Here is a 16,984-nt window from a genome sequence, read left to right as displayed (position 1 = left end):
TGTGAACATTGAGCACCATATTGGTGCAATTTACGTTAAAGTGCCCTTTTTCGCTCCGTGAAAGCGATCACAAAGCATCTCTGCAATACTTGTTTGCGGAGGATGTTTGTGATCCTGTTTTGTAGTGCGATTAATCCGTGTACAATAACGCGCTATTTCTAATGCCTGAGGCAAAGTTGTGATCGAAAATTTGCGTAACATCGCCATCATCGCGCACGTTGACCATGGTAAAACTACCCTGGTTGATAAGCTGCTGCAGCAATCCGGTACGTTTGATGCGCGTGCCGAAACTCAAGAGCGTGTGATGGACTCCAACGATTTGGAGAAAGAGCGTGGGATTACCATCCTCGCGAAAAACACCGCGATTAAATGGAATGACTACCGTATCAACATCGTTGATACCCCAGGGCACGCCGACTTCGGTGGTGAAGTTGAGCGCGTGATGTCCATGGTGGATTCCGTGCTGCTGGTGGTTGACGCATTTGACGGCCCAATGCCGCAAACGCGCTTCGTGACCAAAAAAGCATTTGCCCATGGCCTGAAACCAATTGTTGTTATCAACAAGGTTGACCGTCCTGGTGCACGTCCTGACTGGGTTGTTGATCAGGTATTCGACCTGTTCGTTAACCTCGACGCGACCGACGAACAGCTGGACTTCCCTATCATTTACGCTTCGGCGCTGAATGGTATCGCGGGTCTGGACCACGAAGATATGGCGGAAGACATGACCCCGCTGTATCAGGCGATTGTCGATCACGTACCGGCACCGGATGTTGATCTGGATGGTCCACTGCAGATGCAGATCTCCCAGCTGGACTACAACAACTACGTTGGCGTCATCGGTATCGGCCGTATCAAACGCGGTAAAGTGAAGCCAAACCAGCAGGTTACTATCATCGATAGCGAAGGCAAAACCCGTAACGGTAAAGTTGGCAAAGTGCTGACTCACCTGGGTCTGGAGCGTATCGACAGCGATCTGGCTGAAGCGGGCGACATCATCGCTATCACCGGTCTGGGCGAGCTGAACATCTCTGACACCATCTGCGACCCGCAGAACGTGGAAGCGCTGCCAGCCCTGTCTGTTGATGAACCAACCGTTACCATGTTCTTCAACGTCAACACCTCTCCGTTCTGTGGTAAAGAAGGTAAGTTCGTTACCTCTCGTCAGATCCTTGACCGCCTGAACAAAGAGCTGGTGCACAACGTTGCGCTGCGCGTTGAAGAAACCGAAGATGCTGATGCATTCCGCGTTTCTGGTCGTGGTGAGCTGCACCTGTCTGTTCTGATCGAAAACATGCGTCGTGAAGGTTTCGAAATGGCGGTTTCCCGTCCGAAAGTTATCTTCCGCGAAATCGACGGCCGTAAACAAGAGCCGTTCGAAAACGTGACGCTGGACGTTGAAGAGCAGCACCAGGGTTCTGTGATGCAGGCGCTGGGTGAGCGTAAAGGCGACCTGAAAAACATGAATCCAGATGGCAAAGGCCGCGTACGTCTCGACTACGTGATCCCAAGCCGTGGCCTGATCGGCTTCCGTTCTGAGTTCATGACCATGACCTCCGGTACCGGTCTGCTGTACTCCACCTTCAGCCACTACGACGACGTGCGTCCGGGCGAAGTGGGCCAGCGTAACAACGGCGTGCTGATCTCCAACGGTCAGGGTAAAGCGGTTGCGTTTGCGCTGTTCGGTCTGCAGGATCGCGGTAAGCTGTTCCTGGGTCACGGTGCTGAAGTTTACGAAGGCCAGATCATCGGTATTCACAGCCGTTCTAACGACCTGACCGTAAACTGCCTGACCGGTAAGAAACTGACCAACATGCGTGCGTCCGGTACTGACGAAGCAACGGTTCTGGTTCCACCGATCAAGATGACCCTGGAGCAGGCTCTGGAATTCATCGATGACGACGAACTGGTAGAAGTGACTCCGCTGTCTATCCGTATCCGTAAACGTCACCTGACCGAGAACGATCGTAAACGTGCAATGCGCGGTGCGAAAGAAGAGTAATACGGTCAATCTATAGGTCGGGTAAGCGCATGTACCACCCGGCCGGTAAAAAGCCGCTGATCCCTCAGCGGCTTTTTTATTGGATGATCGCCAGAATTCTTCATTAGCCGGGGGAGTTATGTCCCAACGCTATCTTTTTCCTGCGAAATTCACGGATTAGGGTAACTCTGCTCCATTTATCACGAACACCCGATCTGCCGATGAAATCGTGGTTTCGCGATGCGCGATAATAATCCTCGTAATGTTCATCGCCTGTATAGACTGATTGACCTGACTTTCACTGGTTTTATCAAGGTGGCTGGTCGCCTCGTCCATGAATAAAATACCCGGTTTACGGTATAATGCCCGGGCAATATAAATCCGCTGTTTTTGACCGCCGGACAACCCTTCCCCAAGTTCACCAATCAGTGTCTCGTAACCCATTGGTAGCTTTAAAATGTCATTATGAATATGGCTTGCGATAGCGCATTGCACCATCCACTGCTCGTCAATGTCAGGCCGAAAACCGGCGATATTCTCTTTGATTGAGCCTGAAAACAGCTTATCTTCCTGCATGATACAGGCAATGCGTTCAGCATAATGCTCGAAACCAAGTTGCTTAATATCAATGCCATTAATTCGGACGCAGCCGTTCGACGGTTCGAATAAACCGCACAACACTTTCATCAAGGTGCTTTTACCTGAACCCGATACGCCCGTAATAGCAATACTCTCTCCGGCATGAATGGTCAGATTCAGTTTGCTGAAGATAGGGTCCGCATGGTTATCATAACGGTAAGTCAGATCCTGAGTTTCGAGCGTTAAGGCTCCGTGTGGTAAACGCAGCGGGCTGGTGGCCGTTGAAGAAGATGCTTCCTGCAGCGCAATATCGGCAACGCGTTCATTGTGTAAGTTGATGATCTTCAGCTGAATGATAAAGTTGATCAGGGCATTTATTCGGTCATAGAACTGACTCCTGAAGGTGTTAAATGCGATAAACATACCGATGGTTAAATGACTATCCATCATCAGCCTGCCGCTAACCCACAGGATAACAATTTGGTCGCAGGCGGCGATAAAAGAGACGACGCCACCAAAGAAAAGATCCATTCGCGTCAAACGAATGCCTGTATTGACCTTATCTGAAAAAAGATTAAACCAGTTATTGATTCTCAGGTCAGTCATCCCCTGAATCTTAATCGTCGCGATACCGTACAGGGTTTCCATAAAATAAGAGTTAAGGCGTGCTTCCTTGATTAACTCTTCTTCTGATAGCTGGCGATAGTATCGATAGGTAGCAAACCGAATGAAGGTGTATATTGCGGTAAAAGAGACCACTATCATGCTGAGCTGCAGGTTGTATAAAAACATCATTACCAGCAAACCCATGAGCATTAGCGTATCAATAATGCTACCAGTTAAACCTGTGGTAAAAGTGGCCCGTATAACATCAAGCGAGTGGAAGCGAGACTGAATGTCCCCCAGTTTGCGTCTTTCAAAATAGGTGGTCGGTAGCTTAATAAGGTGAGAAAAGAGGCTAAAACTCCACTGGACGTCGATGAGTGTTCCCAGTATCAGCGTGGTCCAGGAGCGTATGACACTGACCGTCAAACGTAACAGAATCAGAATAAACAACCCAAGACAGATGATATTAAGTAAACCGTAATCTCCGGATGCAATCACATTATCCGTGACTAATTGTGTCCCCACTGGCAATAGCAGGCTGATCAACTCAATCACCAGCGATAAGAAAAATATCTTCGTCAGTGATGTCATCAGTCCATTGATATTCTTTAATAACGTGGTGGCTTTTAACCTGTTTTGCTTCTTTTGAACTGAGAAAGTAGTTCCCGGCCATACCTCAAGCACAACACCAGTAAAATGTTGGGACAATTCGGGCATGCTAATCACCCGTCGTCCAAACGCAGGGTCGTGGATCACCGCGCTGTTCTTATCGACCTTAATCAGTACGACAAAATGGTTAAAATCCCAATGCAATATGCAGGGCTTACGCACGTCATGTAATTCCTGAAGGTCCACGGACAATGCGCGTGACGACATCTCCAGTTCACTGGCAATTGCTTTTATCGCATTGAGGTTGACCCCACGTGATGACAAATTGAATTGTTGCCGGAGTTGCAGTAGATCCACCTGCTTACCATAAAAACTGCATATCATTGAAAGACAGGCCAGGCCACATTCGGACGCTTCGGTTTGAAAGACAACTGGGATGCGTTTAAATATTTTCAGATCCAACTTGCGCAGCAGCGTCTCAAGTGTATAAAGATTATTCATTACCTGCGTCCGTTACGCTCATTTTCATTTCGTAAAATGGCGATAATAACCACTCATAGATATGTCTCTTTTCAAGGAAAAGAGAAATCTGCGCTTTGGCTCCCTGGCTCAGTGAGAGTTGTTTTCCATGGACTTGCACAGACTGTAGGTCAGGTTTGATCATGATTTTGTACCAGGACTTTTTATCGTCATAGAATTCATGTGCGATGGTCTGCTTTGACAGGAGTTCTGGCTTCGATGCCGGAAGCCTGGATATTGCTGATATTGATGCCCTGAACTGACCAAATTTTTCATAAGGAAAGGCGTCGTAACTAACATTAACGCGCTGGCCAATCGCCAGATAAGGAAGAACTTCATCCGGAACCCAGGTTTCGAGATAGCATGGTGAATGGATATTCTGCTGAACTCGCGCCAGTACATCGCCTGCGCCGATCATCTTACCTTGCGCCGTATTGATGGAGTCGATTAAGCCATCGGCTGTTGCCACGATGACATAATTACCTTCCGCTTCTGTATTTAACTTTTCTTTTTGCAGTTCGTATATTTGTTGCTCAAGCTGGTAAACCTGTTGGTCATAATCAGCGCTCTGGGATTGGATTTGCTGATTGAGCGCATCGATCTGAACCTGGTCCTGTGATTTTCTGGCGACCAGGTCAGAAACATTGCTCTGCTGTTGGTAGAGTAGTGCGTTTTGGCTACTCATCTGGTCTTTGGTGACCAGACCTTTTTCCTGATAACCACGGTAATCGTTAACGTTCTTCTCAATCTGATGCAGTTCCCGCTCAGCCTGCACCAGTAGCCCAGATGAGGTATTAAAACTGGACTGATAATGATCTTTTTGAGTCGTCAGCGCGTTGAGCGTACGGTTTTTCGAAGAGTTCAAATTTGCCATCATTACGCTGATACTCTTTATCTGTAGCGCGATCTCCTTTTTTTTATTCTCATCAACCAGGCCTGATTGCGTCGATACACCCGAATGAATGAGAAAGAGAGCATCACCTTTTTTTACGCGATCGCCTTCATTAACAAAACTCTGCACGACTGTACCCTGCATTGATGCAGAGATATTCACTGAGCCAGGGAAAGTGGTTATTTCACCGTGAACGATGACGCGACGGGTGTAGGAACCTTTGGTAATAAAAATAGAAATGGAAGCAATAAAAAAAATGCTGAGCAATATGATAAGAGCAAAAGGGATGCCCGGCAGAAGAACAGCTTTCCCTTCCCACCGTGTACTCTGATATTCAATAGCTTCCTTGCGAAACATTTCTGGCCTCTTGCGGGGTGGAAATAGCCGCCAAATATCAGCGGCTATGAGTTATAATGGTTCAGGAATTAATGTCTACCGTGATCATTACCCTGGCGGCCACCGCCACTTTTCGAACCACCATTACCTTTTGATGAACCACCGCTTTTACCACCAACGTTAACCGAGCAACCACCGCTAAAGGATGTGCTTTCAGAGTGAGAACCATCTTTGTTAGTGGTGCTGGTGTGAGAATAGCTGCCATTACAACCAGCGCTACCACCACCGAACATCCCACCAATCGCACTACCGATAGAACCCCACATTCCTGCACCGCTGACGTTACTTAATTCACTTTCATTGAGTTCACGCATTATTAATTTTCCTTGCAATAGTGAGCAAAAGGTATACCCATAATATCCATAGACTTTTTCCATACCATTTCACCATCCGTGAATGAAATGTTTTTTACGCCAAAACGCGTAAAATCCTTTTCGCTGTACGTCGACAGACCTGTGTCTGGATCACCAATATTTTCTTTTTGCCCGCAAAGTGGCATCATCCATGACACATTTATATCTTTGTAGAATGCTTTATCCGTTTTTCTTATTTCTGAGAAAATGCGATCTGTTATCGTTGTGTCTGTATTGATTTCTCCGTTAACCGTAGTTGTTAACTTATTGTCATCAGAATTAGGCGACCCATGGAAACCAATAATGGAACCATAGTTGATGATTTTGTTTTTTGCCGCTGGGAAAAGATAGTTAGCACAGGAAGAAAGGCATAATCGCCTGACCTCAATGTTAATTTCTTTATCATGAATAACTTGTGCTATTTTTATTGCAGTTTCGACATCGCCGCCACCACTGTTTATGGATATCGTTCTGACAGGGATAAGGTTTTTTCTGATAAGCCCCACAATGATTTTGTCATCATCTTTGGATATGTTTCCGTCGATATATAACGTATCAAAAACGAGGTGGGTTGAAAGTTTTGGTTCAAGCCCTTGCTTCACAATCAGTTGGCTAGAGAGTTGATATAAAATATCTCTGCTGGCTTTTTTAAATCGGTAGGCATTGTATGAATAAATAGCGAAAGCGCAGAGTAAAGCTATTAAAACGGCACTGAGGACGTATCCCTTTTTAATCTTCACGAAAGTGCAGCTCCATGTGTAAAGTAATGTAAACTTATCATTATAAAAAAGAAGATAAATAGAGTATTTGTATCTAAATGTAAATTTAAGTAAAGTGAACTTGTTGCGATTTCGAGCAAAGCCGCGCGAAATGGGATTGCCATGGCAAAAATGGGGGAATATGGTGATGAGAAAAAATATTACGGAAGCGTTTTTCTATAATTTTTTGCAGAATGAACTAAAACGTATATCTTCGCAAAATCGAACTTAAATAAAACTCATCCCTGCCTATCGCCAGTAAGCCAATATCATCTTCCTGGCTAAATTTTTGTTCTTCATACTGCTCCCTCTAAGCTGAATCTCGTGCATAGCCAAACTTTATCTTTCCCGCTACAGTTACCTCTCCACGGCGAGCAGGAGATAAACATGCTTTATATCTTTGATTTAGGAAACGTCATCGTCGATATCGATTTTAATCGCGTGTTGGGCGCATGGAGCGATTTTAGCCGCGTGCCGCTGGCGACCTTAAAGCAGAATTTCGCGATGGGCGAGACTTTCCACCAGCATGAACGCGGCGAAATCAGCGATGAAGAGTTCGCTGAACGTTTCTGTCAGGAGATGGGGCTTTCGTTAAGCTATGAACAGTTTTCCCACGGTTGGCAGGCGGTATTTGTCGCCATCCGGCCTGAAGTGATCGACATCATGCACAAACTGCGCGATCAGGGGCATCGTGTCGTTGTGCTATCAAATACCAACCGCCTGCATACCACGTTCTGGCCTGAAGAGTACCCTGAAGTTAAGGCGGCGGCTGATAAAATCTATCTCTCGCAGGAGATGGGCATGCGTAAGCCTGAAGCGCGAATTTATCAGGCTGTTCTGCAGTCAGAAGGATTCACCGCGGCCGATGCGGTCTTTTTCGACGACAACGCCGATAATATAGAGGGAGCTAACCAGTTGGGTATTACGTCAATTCTGGTGACCGGAAAAGAGACGATACCTGACTACTTTGCGAAGCAGCTATGCTAAAAACCGTTCATCAAAAAGCCACGCACCATACTCGCCCGCTGCGGGCCTGGCTGAAACTGCTCTGGCACCGGATTGATGAGGACAATATGACCACGCTGGCGGGTAACCTCGCCTACGTGTCATTGCTCTCGTTAGTGCCGCTGGTGGCGGTTATCTTTGCCCTGTTTTCCGCCTTTCCGATGTTTGCGGACGTCAGCGTGCAGCTTCGTCATTTTGTCTTCGCGAATTTCATTCCGGCAACCGGGGATGTTATCCAGAACTACATTGAGCAGTTTGTTGCCAATTCCAGCAAGATGACGGCAGTGGGGGCGTGCGGTCTTATCGTCACCGCGCTGCTGTTGATGTACGCCATCGATAACGCGCTAAACACGATCTGGCGGAGTAAAAAAGCGCGGCCAAAGGTCTATTCCTTTGCCGTGTACTGGATGATCCTCACGTTGGGGCCGCTGCTGGCCGGGGCGAGCCTGGCAATCAGTTCTTATCTGCTCTCCCTGCGCTGGGCGAGTGATTTAAACGGCGCTATTGATAATGTGCTTCGCATCTTTCCGTTGATCCTGTCGTGGCTCTCGTTCTGGCTGCTCTATAGCGTGGTGCCGACCACGCGCGTGCCCAACCGCGATGCGGTCGTGGGGGCGCTGGTGGCGGCATTGCTTTTTGAGCTCGGTAAGAAAGGGTTTGCCCTCTACATCACCATGTTTCCGTCCTATCAGCTGATTTACGGCGTGCTGGCGGTGATCCCCATTTTGTTTGTCTGGGTCTACTGGACCTGGTGTATCGTCTTGCTTGGTGCTGAAATAACTGTCACTCTCGGTGTATACCGCGAACTTAAAAAAGCAGCAGAAGCTGAAAAACAACAAGAAGCAGACCAACCATGATTGCATTGATACAGCGCGTAACCCGTGCCAGCGTCACCGTGGAGGGAGAGGTGACGGGTGAAATTGGCCCAGGACTTTTGGTGTTGTTAGGTGTCGAAAAGGATGATGACGAACAAAAAGCCAACCGCTTGTGTGAGCGCGTGCTGGGCTACCGTATTTTCAGCGATGCGGAAGGCAAGATGAACCTGAACGTCCAGCAGGCGGGCGGCAGCGTGCTGGTGGTTTCCCAGTTTACGCTGGCAGCGGATACCGAGCGCGGCATGCGCCCGAGTTTCTCGAAAGGTGCCGCGCCAGATCGTGCTGAAGCACTTTACGAGTACTTTGTAGAGCGTTGTCGCCAGCAGGAAATGAATACGCAAACCGGACGATTCGCTGCAGATATGCAGGTATCGCTGGTGAACGATGGCCCCGTCACATTCTGGCTCCAGGTATGAGCATACTTACGGCATGGCCGCGGGTAACAAGAGAGAGTACAGCTATGTATCACCTTCGAGTACCGCAAACGGAAGAAGAGTTAGAAGCCTATTACCAGTTCCGCTGGGAAATGCTACGCAAGCCATTACATCAGCCAAAAGGCTCTGAGCGCGACGCCTGGGACGCGATGGCCCACCATCAGATGGTGATGGACGAAGAGGGCAACCTTGTGGCCGTCGGGCGTTTGTATATCAACGCCGATAACGAAGCGTCTATTCGCTTTATGGCGGTTCATCCCTCCGTGCAGGACAAAGGTCTGGGGACGCTAATGGCGATGACCCTGGAATCCGTCGCCCGTCAGGAAGGCGTTAAGCGCGTTACCTGTAGCGCCCGCGAAGATGCCGTGGAATTCTTCGCTAAACTCGGTTTTGTGAATCAGGGGGAGATCACGACCCCGCAAACCACCCCGATTCGTCATTTTTTGATGATCAAACCCATCGCCACGCTGGACGATATTCTGCATCGCGCCGACTGGTGCGGACAGCTGCAGCAGGCCTGGTATCAGCACATTCCGCTCAGCGAAAAAATGGGCGTGCGCATTCAGCAGTACACCGGACAAAAATTTATTACCACCATGCCGGAAACTGGCAATCAGAACCCCCACCACACCCTCTTTGCTGGAAGTCTGTTCTCACTGGCCACGCTTACCGGCTGGGGACTTATCTGGCTGATGCTGCGCGAGCGCCATCTGGGTGGCACCATCATTCTTGCTGATGCTCATATCCGCTATAGCGCACCGATCAGCGGTAAACCGAGCGCGGTGGCCGATCTGGGATCGCTGGGCGGCGATCTGGATCGCCTGGCACGCGGCCGCAAGGCTCGCGTACAAATGCAGGTTGAACTTTTTGGCGATAAAACACCGGGCGCGGTGTTTGAAGGCACCTACATTGTTCTTCCGGCGAAGCCTTTTGGCGCGTATGAAGAGGGCGGGAACGAGGAGGAGTAATCTTCTGTTCACGTTATCCGGGCGTGCTGAATCCGCCCGGCGATATCCCGCATAACGTCTCGCGCAGACTGGCTAACGCCGCCAAGCTGAAAGAAGCCATGGATGACGCCCAGCCAGCGCTGAGCGGTACACTTCACACCCTGCTCAGTCAAATGCTGATATAACATTTCTCCCTCATCGCACAGCGGATCGTACTCTGCGGTAATGATGTGCACTGGCGGAAGTCCGTAAAAATCATCGCGCCACAGCGGGCTCGCTTCGGGATGCTGGCGGTCGATGTCGGCGAGGTACATTTCATACCCGCTGAGCAGGGTATCGCGGGTGATAATGTAATCCGTGCCATTGAGGGCATAGCTTTCAAAACTGGCGGTGGCGTCGAGCATGGGATAGATAAGAATGAGCTGCGCGGGTTTCCATCGTCCTTTCGCGTTGAGCCGCAATGACGTTACCAGCGCAAGATGGCCTCCTGCGCTGTCTCCGCAAAGTGTGATCCGGTTTTTATCCACGCCCAGTTTGTCCGCATATTGCCAGACCAGATCTGCACCTTTTTCCGCATCGTCATGTGCTGCGGGGAAAATATGCTCCGGGGCCAGCCTGTACTGAATCGCGATCACCCGGCAATTGCCGTAGCAGGCTAACTGGCGGAGTTGGTTGTCATGGGTATCAAAGCCGCCGCTGATGAAACATCCGCCATGATAGTAAATGGCAGCAGGCAATATTTCAGGTGCATTGAGAGGTGAAAACACCCGAATGGTAAGACCGTCAAGAACGAGCGTCTCCACCTGTACGCGCGTTTCGGTCTCCCCGGCAAGCCCCGTGCTGGCAATATAACCTGCTCGTCGCACCTCAACGCTCTGGCGACGTGACGAGGGTCGCCCTGCAGCGATAAATCCCTGAACCAGCTGTGCAATACCCTGTTCCAGCGCCATGAAAATTCCCTTTTACTGTATGGATAAACAGTTTTATAGCCTGGTTTGATTCAAAAGAAAACAAGAATATTGTTGAGGGCAACAATCTGGAAAGCGGCTCGCAAAGGCGATAACGCGTCTCTCAACGAGAATGGAGAGCATCTGACATGAAAGACGGCGGGTAATGCTGTCGAACTGCAGGCCGGGCAAGCACGCGCCGCCCGGCACTGTAACAGGGAGTTATTCCCCTTCACCCGGGAACAGGAACGGGTTGATCGAGCTGCGGGCGAATCCCTCCTGCTCCATCTTCGCGTCCAGAATCAGCGAGGCAAGATCGTCGGCCACCGCTTCGACTTTCGGGTCTTTTTCCTGATACAGAATCTTCAGGTAAGTGCCACAGTCGCCGCAGCTTTCGGCTTTCACTGCTGCTTCTTCATTTTCCAGCGACCAGTAATTCAGATCGCGGGTCTGCTCGCAGTTGCTGCACTTGATGCGAACCACGTGCCACTCGGTTTCACACAGGTTGCAGTGCAGGTAGCGCAGCCCCTGAGTGGTGCCGATTTGCACCATGCTGGAAACCGGCATTGAGCCGCAGACCGGGCAGAACTGGCGCGCCTCGCCGTATTCGGCGCGAGCTTTGCCGGGGATCAGGCTCGCCATTTGCGCCCAGTAAAGCGACAGCGCAGCCCAGATAAACGGCGCTTTATCGCTGCTCACCAGAGCGAAGTCGGAGGCAAACAGCGCGCTCGCCATCTCTTCCAGCTCCAGGTCAGAGGCTTTTTCCAGATTCTCAATGACCGCCAGCGCGGTACCGCTCATCTCCGGCTTCAGCTCGGCAATCAGCGAATGCAGCAGCTTTTGCCAGTGCTTGTCGCGCGGCAGGACGTGAATGTCCAGCGGCGGCTTGCCCTGCGCGTTGGCTTCTTTGATACGCGCGGTCAGATCCATTTGCAGCGGGTGGTCGTACAGCACCACTTCCTGCGCATGGGCGACCAGCGCGGCAAAACGCAGAAAATCGCCCAGCGGGTTGTTCTCTGCCAGCTCGCGCAGACGCTCTGCGCGGCGGTTGTAGAGGTTCTTGAGTCTGGGGAATAACAACGGCGGAATATAATCCGCCGTGCGTTTCTCGCTCGACCCCAGCTCATCTTGCGGGATTATGCGAATACTCATTCAGATGACTTTTCCTGTTTCTGGCGGACTTCACGGTACCAGCGCGGGTGATGTTTCTTCGCCCACGTACTGGTTACCCAGCCTTCCACCATCGCGGTAATGGTGCCTTTCACCCAAAGGGCGGCGTAGATATGCACCATGATAACCACAATTAACGCCACTGCGGCAAATGAATGCAGCATCAGCGCGAATCGGATCACCGGGATTGAGAAAGCAGGCGCAAAGTACGGACGCCAGATGATCACGCCGCTCACCAGCAACAGGACCAGGAAGATAATCGCCGCCCAGAATACGCATTTCTGGCCGAAGTTATAACGCCCGGTGTCACCCACTTCCTCGTTGACGACGATCTTACGAATATTCTTCGCCCAAAAGATATCATCCCGATTGATTAGGTTATGGTGCCAGTAGCGGAAAAACATGATGATGAACGACGCGAACATGATGACGCCTACAAACGGGTGCAGGATGCGCGCCAGCTGTGGTGTCCCCATGATCTGCATCAGCCAGTTGAAGGACGGGAAGAAGAACCCCAGCCCGCTTATCGCCGCCAGCATGAAGCAGAAGGCGGTGACCCAGTGGTTGATGCGTTCCGGCGCGGTGTAGCGCACGATGGTGTCACGTTTTCTCATTTGCGCACCTCGTCTTTCTCTTCATGCAGGTTGTCGTCTTCCTCTTCCGCGCGGTTCGGACCGACGCCGACGTAGTGGAAGATGCTCGCTGCGAAGGTGGCAGCAAAACCGACCGCTGCCAGCGGTTTCCAGATGCCTTTCCAGAACTTCACGGTGGCGCTGATTTCCGGGTTCTCCGGCAGACCGTGATACAGATTCGGCTTGTCGGCGTGGTGCAGCACGTACATCACGTGCGTACCGCCAACCCCGGCCGGATCGTACAGGCCCGCGTTGTCGTAACCACGGGTTTTCAGCTCTCCCACGCGCTCTGCCGCCAGCGTTTTCATATCCTCTTTGGAGCCAAAGTGGATAGCGCCGGTTGGGCAGGTCTTCACGCACGCAGGCTCCTGGCCGACGGTTACGCGGTCAACGCACAGGGTGCATTTGTAGACGCGGTTGTCTTCCGGGTTCAGGCGCGGTACGTCGAACGGACAGCCCGCGATGCAGTAGCCGCAGCCGATGCACTGTTCGGACTGGAAGTCGACGATGCCGTTGGCATACTGAATGATAGCCCCTTCTGACGGACATGCCTTCAGGCAGCCCGGATCCGCACAGTGCATACAGCCGTCTTTGCGAATAAGCCATTCCAGTTTGTCGTTCTGCTCAACTTCCGAGAAACGCATCACCGTCCAGGACTTGGCGGTCAGGTCCGCCGGGTTGTCGTACACCCCGACGTTGTGACCCACTTCGTCACGCAGATCGTTCCACTCAGAGCAGGCCACCTGACAGGCTTTACAGCCGATACAGGTGGTCACGTCGATAAGCTTCGCCACTTCCTGCTGGTGGTCCCGCGCCTGAGGCGCGGGCGTGAAACCATTAGTCGCGGAACGACGGATAATGTCTTGAGATTGATAAGCCATAAGTCGTCTCCGTTACACCTTTTCCACGTTCACGAGGAAGGCCTTAAACTCCGGCGTCTGCGTGTTCGCATCACCGACGAACGGCGTCAGGGTGTTCGCAATGAACCCTTTCTTCGCCACGCCCTCATAGCCCCAGTGAATCGGAATACCGATGGTATCCACCTGCTGACCGTGAACGTTCAGCGTGCGAATACGCTTAGTCACCACCGCCTTGGCTTTAATGTAGCCACGGTTAGAGGAGACCTTCACGGTATCGCCATGGGCAATGCCGAGCTTGTTCGCCAGCTTCTCACCGATCTCCACAAACTGTTCCGGCTGCGCGATCGCGTTAAGCAGCGCGTGCTTGGTCCAGTAGTGGAAGTGCTCGGTCAGACGGTAGGTGGTGCCCACGTACGGGAACTTGTCCTTTTTACCCAGCGCTTCAAAGTCGCCTTTGAAGATACGGGCTGCCGGGTTTGAGACCACGTTCGGGTGCAGCGGGTTGGTGCCCAGCGGCGTCTCAAACGGCTCGTAGTGTTCCGGGAACGGACCTTCCGCCATCTTATCGATAGCAAACAGACGCCCCATCCCTTCAGGCTGCATGATAAACGGCCCAACGTCGCTGCCCGGTGCGGCAGTGCTGTAGTCCGGAATATCCACGCCGCCCCATTTCGCACCGTCCCACTTCAGAAGCTGACGCTTCGGATCCCACGGGTTACCCTGCGGGTCAGCGGATGCGCGGTTATAGAGGATACGGCGGTTGAGCGGCCACGCCCATGCCCAGCCCAGCGTATTGCCAAGGCCCGACGGGTCAGCGTTATCGCGGTTGGCCATCTGGTTGCCCTTCGGCGTCCAGCTACCGGCAAAGATCCAGCAGCCGCTGGAGGTAGTACCGTCATCGCGCAGGTGCGCGAAGGTGCTGAGCTGATCGCCTTTCTTCGCCAGTACGGTGCCGGTGGCCGGGTCAATAACGTCCGCCAGCGCCTTACCGTTGCTCTCCATCGCCACTTCTTCTGGCGCAGGATTTTCCGGCGTCGAGTAGTTCCAGGTCATGTTCAGCACGGGTTCCGGGTTCGCGCCGCCTTCTTCCGCATACATCTTACGCAGGCGTAAGAAGATGCCGGCCAGGATCTCGCCGTCGTTCATGGCGATGCCCGGGGCGTCCGCACCTTTCCAGTGCCACTGCAGCCAGCGTCCGGAGTTGACGATAGAGCCGTTCTCTTCCGCGAAGCAGGTCGATGGCAGACGGAACACTTCGGTCTGAATCTTCGACGGATCGACGTCGTTCGATTCGCCGTGATTCTGCCAGAAGGTCGAGGTCTCGGTATTGAGCGGGTCAATCGTCACCAGGAACTTCAGTTTCGACAGCGACTCAACAACCTTGTTCTTGTTAGGGAACGAGGCCACCGGGTTAAAGCCCTGGCACAAATAGCCGTTCACTTTGCCCTGGTGCATCATCTCGAAATACTGCAGAACGTCATAACCTTTGTCCCACTTCGGCAGCCAGTCAAAGCCCCAGCTGTTTTCAGCCGTCGCTTTATCACCGAAGAACGCTTTCATCATCGAGACGAAGAACTTCGGATAGTTGCCCCAGTAGTTCACCTGGCCTTCAAGCAGCGGTTTAGGCGTGCTGGCCGTCAGGTAGGTTTGCAGGTCGGTCTGTTTCTCGCTTGGCAGGCTCATGTAACCCGGCAGGCTTTGGGACAGCAGGCCGAGGTCAGTCAGACCCTGAATGTTGGAGTGACCGCGCAGGGCGTTCACGCCGCCGCCAGCCATACCCATGTTGCCGAGCAGGAGCTGAACCATCGCCATGGTACGGATGTTCTGCGCACCGATGGAGTGTTGCGTCCAGCCGAGGGCGTACAGGAACGACGCGGTTTTGTCCTTCGCGCTGGTTTCGGCGATAAGCTCACACACCTTCAGGAAGTCCGCCTTCGGCGTACCGCAGATGTTTTCGACAACCTCAGGCGTGTAGCGGGAAACGTGCTCTTTCAGCAGGTTCCACACGCAGCGCGGGTGCTGCAGGGTGGTGTCGCGCTTCGCAAAGCCTTTTTCATCCAGCTCGTAGTTCCAGCTGGTTTTGTCGTATTTGCGTTTTTCGGCGTCGTAACCGCTGAACAGGCCATCTTCGAAGTGGTAATCCTCACGCACGATCAGGCTGGCGTTGGTATAGGCTTCGGTGTATTCGCGGTTATATTTTTCGTTGGTCATCAGGTACAGCAATACGCCTGACAGGAAAGTGATGTCAGTACCTGAACGAATAGGGGTGTAGAAATCCGCCACTGACGCAGTACGCGTAAAGCGGGGATCGATCACAATCAGTTTCGCACCGTTGTGGATTTTGGCTTCCATCGCCCAGCGGAACCCGACAGGGTGCGCTTCAGCGGCGTTACCGCCCATCACCACAATGAGGTTGGCGTTCTTGATGTCGACCCAGTGGTTGGTCATCGCACCGCGACCAAATGTTGGAGCAAGACTTGCTACCGTTGGTCCGTGTCAGACACGCGCCTGGTTGTCGACCGCGAGCATACCGAGTGCGCGCGTAAATTTCTGGGTTAAATAACCGGTTTCGTTGCTTGAAGCGGAGGCACACAGCATCCCGGTGGAGAGCCAGCGGTTGACCGTGACGCCGTCGGCATTCTTCTCAACAAAGTTGGCATCGCGGTCTTCTTTAATGTGTTTTGCGATGCGGTCAAACGCCTCTTCCCAGCTGATTTGCTGCCATTTGTCGGATCCAGGCGCACGATATTCAGGGAATTTGAGACGGCTTTCGGAGTGGATAAAGTCCACCAGACCGGCCCCTTTCGGGCACAATGCGCCGCGGTTAACCGGATGATCCGGGTCGCCTTCGATATGGAAAATAGACGCTTTGGCGTTTTTAGCACCGTCGCCGAGGCTATACATTAACAGCCCGCAACCGACAGAGCAGTACGTACAGGTATTACGGGTTTCACGGGTGCGCAGCAGTTTATACTGCCGCGTTTCCGCCAGCGCTACGCCGGGCGCAAAGCCCAGTGCCGCTGCCGTGGTGCCTGCCATACCGCCAGCGCAGATCTTAAAGAACTGCCTTCTGCTGACCTGCATGGGTCACTCCTTGTTTCGACATTGCTTACATATGTAGTTTTGACTTCGCGGTTGAGAATTGACCGCAAAGGAGAAAAATTTGCGTTAATCCCTCAATTCCACGAGGGATATCATCAGAATACCACATTGTCGGTACCGCTGTTCTAATGGCGTTAATACAAAGTGAACGTATTATCACCATGTTGATTATAAAGTGTGACATTGATCACATTAACGGCTCGGCATGTTAATGCGGTGTAGCCGGTGGCAGGTTGCACCCCTGAAAAATGAGTAGGAGAATGGTTATCGAAAAGTTGATCCATACTATGCGTACAGCCTGTGGTTTATGCTGCAATAG

At 51.8% G+C, this 16,984-nt stretch carries 14 protein-coding genes; 5 read left to right on the top strand and 9 right to left on the bottom strand.

Going from position 1 to position 16,984, the window contains the following annotated elements; all coding sequences use genetic code 11:
• Positions 1–178 precede the first annotated feature (178 nt).
• A complete protein-coding gene (gene typA / locus UR504_RS19795) occupies positions 179–2,002 on the top strand; it encodes a ribosome-dependent GTPase TypA (protein ID WP_008501854.1) in 1,824 nt (607 codons plus the stop codon).
• 156 nt (positions 2,003–2,158) lie between these two features.
• Here the strand turns inward: typA and UR504_RS19790 are convergent, their stop codons facing one another.
• The 4 genes from UR504_RS19790 to UR504_RS19775 form a co-directional block, all read right to left on the bottom strand.
• Entirely contained in the window at positions 2,159–4,276 is a 2,118-nt protein-coding gene (locus tag UR504_RS19790) for a peptidase domain-containing ABC transporter (protein WP_249576777.1), read from the bottom strand.
• Positions 4,269–5,543, bottom strand: a complete 1,275-nt coding sequence (locus UR504_RS19785; protein ID WP_181899777.1) for an HlyD family secretion protein — start codon at positions 5,541–5,543, stop codon at positions 4,269–4,271. Before UR504_RS19785 ends, UR504_RS19790 begins: the two co-directional genes overlap by 8 nt.
• 68 nt (positions 5,544–5,611) lie before the next feature.
• A complete protein-coding gene (locus UR504_RS19780) occupies positions 5,612–5,896 on the bottom strand; it encodes a hypothetical protein (protein ID WP_023309759.1) in 285 nt (94 codons plus the stop codon).
• A gap of 2 nt (positions 5,897–5,898) precedes the next feature.
• Complete coding sequence (locus UR504_RS19775) at positions 5,899–6,675, bottom strand: hypothetical protein (protein ID WP_058841944.1); 777 nt, start codon at positions 6,673–6,675, stop codon at positions 5,899–5,901.
• Between the two features lie 405 nt (positions 6,676–7,080).
• Here UR504_RS19775 and yihX point away from each other — a divergent pair, with 405 nt between their 5' ends.
• From yihX to fabY, 4 genes are read left to right on the top strand one after another with little or no spacing between them, the layout of a single operon-like run.
• Entirely contained in the window at positions 7,081–7,680 is a 600-nt protein-coding gene (gene yihX, locus UR504_RS19770; protein ID WP_127732662.1) for a glucose-1-phosphatase, read from the top strand.
• Positions 7,674–8,555 (top strand): virulence factor BrkB family protein, encoded by an 882-nt coding sequence (locus tag UR504_RS19765; protein WP_115876970.1) that lies wholly within the window; start codon positions 7,674–7,676, stop codon positions 8,553–8,555. The genes yihX and UR504_RS19765 overlap by 7 nt, the downstream gene beginning before the upstream one ends.
• A complete protein-coding gene (dtd, locus tag UR504_RS19760; RefSeq protein ID WP_008501836.1) occupies positions 8,552–8,989 on the top strand; it encodes a D-aminoacyl-tRNA deacylase in 438 nt (145 codons plus the stop codon). Before UR504_RS19765 ends, dtd begins: the two co-directional genes overlap by 4 nt.
• Before the next feature lie 44 nt (positions 8,990–9,033).
• Positions 9,034–9,975: a fatty acid biosynthesis protein FabY gene (fabY, locus tag UR504_RS19755; protein WP_025759561.1), complete on the top strand. Its 942-nt coding sequence runs from the start codon at positions 9,034–9,036 to the stop codon at positions 9,973–9,975.
• Positions 9,976–9,983: 8 nt separating this feature from the next.
• On the opposite strand, the gene UR504_RS19750 is transcribed toward fabY, so the two are convergent.
• The 5 genes from UR504_RS19750 to fdnG all read right to left on the bottom strand — a co-directional run bounded on the left by UR504_RS19750 (position 9,984) and on the right by fdnG (position 16,647).
• Positions 9,984–10,904, bottom strand: coding sequence for an alpha/beta hydrolase (locus UR504_RS19750; protein WP_136196046.1), 921 nt, complete (start codon positions 10,902–10,904; stop codon positions 9,984–9,986).
• Between the two features lie 219 nt (positions 10,905–11,123).
• On the bottom strand, positions 11,124–12,053 hold the full coding sequence (gene fdhE, locus UR504_RS19745; protein WP_023309751.1) for a formate dehydrogenase accessory protein FdhE: 930 nt from the start codon (positions 12,051–12,053) through the stop codon (positions 11,124–11,126).
• Complete coding sequence (fdoI, locus tag UR504_RS19740; protein ID WP_008501832.1) at positions 12,050–12,685, bottom strand: formate dehydrogenase cytochrome b556 subunit; 636 nt, start codon at positions 12,683–12,685, stop codon at positions 12,050–12,052. The genes fdhE and fdoI overlap by 4 nt, the downstream gene beginning before the upstream one ends.
• The gene (gene fdxH, locus UR504_RS19735) at positions 12,682–13,584 is read right to left on the bottom strand and encodes a formate dehydrogenase subunit beta (RefSeq protein ID WP_008501831.1); all 903 of its coding nucleotides are present in this window, start codon (positions 13,582–13,584) and stop codon (positions 12,682–12,684) included. The genes fdoI and fdxH overlap by 4 nt, the downstream gene beginning before the upstream one ends.
• A gap of 12 nt (positions 13,585–13,596) precedes the next feature.
• Positions 13,597–16,647, bottom strand: coding sequence for a formate dehydrogenase-N subunit alpha (gene fdnG, locus UR504_RS19730; RefSeq protein WP_164850642.1), 3,051 nt, complete (start codon positions 16,645–16,647; stop codon positions 13,597–13,599).
• Between the last annotated feature and the right edge of the window lie 337 nt (positions 16,648–16,984).

Origin of the sequence: Enterobacter sp. 241F3 (genome assembly GCF_034106785.1) — a bacterium.
Taxonomy (GTDB): Bacteria; Pseudomonadota; Gammaproteobacteria; order Enterobacterales; family Enterobacteriaceae; genus Enterobacter; species Enterobacter vonholyi.
Note: the sequence above shows the minus strand (reverse complement) of the source record. Positions and strands in the feature narration are given on the sequence as shown.

Bases quoted from the DNA above. Each gene is read 5' to 3' on its own strand.
- UR504_RS19785 (WP_181899777.1), bottom strand. From the start codon at position 5,543: ATGTTTCGCAAGGAAGCTATTGAATATCAGAGTACACGGTGGGAAGGG.
- fabY (WP_025759561.1), top strand. From the start codon at position 9,034: ATGTATCACCTTCGAGTACCGCAAACGGAAGAAGAGTTAGAAGCCTAT.
- fdxH (WP_008501831.1), bottom strand. From the start codon at position 13,584: ATGGCTTATCAATCTCAAGACATTATCCGTCGTTCCGCGACTAATGGT.
- fdhE (WP_023309751.1), bottom strand. From the start codon at position 12,053: ATGAGTATTCGCATAATCCCGCAAGATGAGCTGGGGTCGAGCGAGAAA.
- yihX (WP_127732662.1), top strand. From the start codon at position 7,081: ATGCTTTATATCTTTGATTTAGGAAACGTCATCGTCGATATCGATTTT.
- UR504_RS19750 (WP_136196046.1), bottom strand. From the start codon at position 10,904: ATGGCGCTGGAACAGGGTATTGCACAGCTGGTTCAGGGATTTATCGCT.
- UR504_RS19780 (WP_023309759.1), bottom strand. From the start codon at position 5,896: ATGCGTGAACTCAATGAAAGTGAATTAAGTAACGTCAGCGGTGCAGGA.
- UR504_RS19765 (WP_115876970.1), top strand. From the start codon at position 7,674: ATGCTAAAAACCGTTCATCAAAAAGCCACGCACCATACTCGCCCGCTG.
- dtd (WP_008501836.1), top strand. From the start codon at position 8,552: ATGATTGCATTGATACAGCGCGTAACCCGTGCCAGCGTCACCGTGGAG.
- fdoI (WP_008501832.1), bottom strand. From the start codon at position 12,685: ATGAGAAAACGTGACACCATCGTGCGCTACACCGCGCCGGAACGCATC.
- UR504_RS19790 (WP_249576777.1), bottom strand. From the start codon at position 4,276: ATGAATAATCTTTATACACTTGAGACGCTGCTGCGCAAGTTGGATCTG.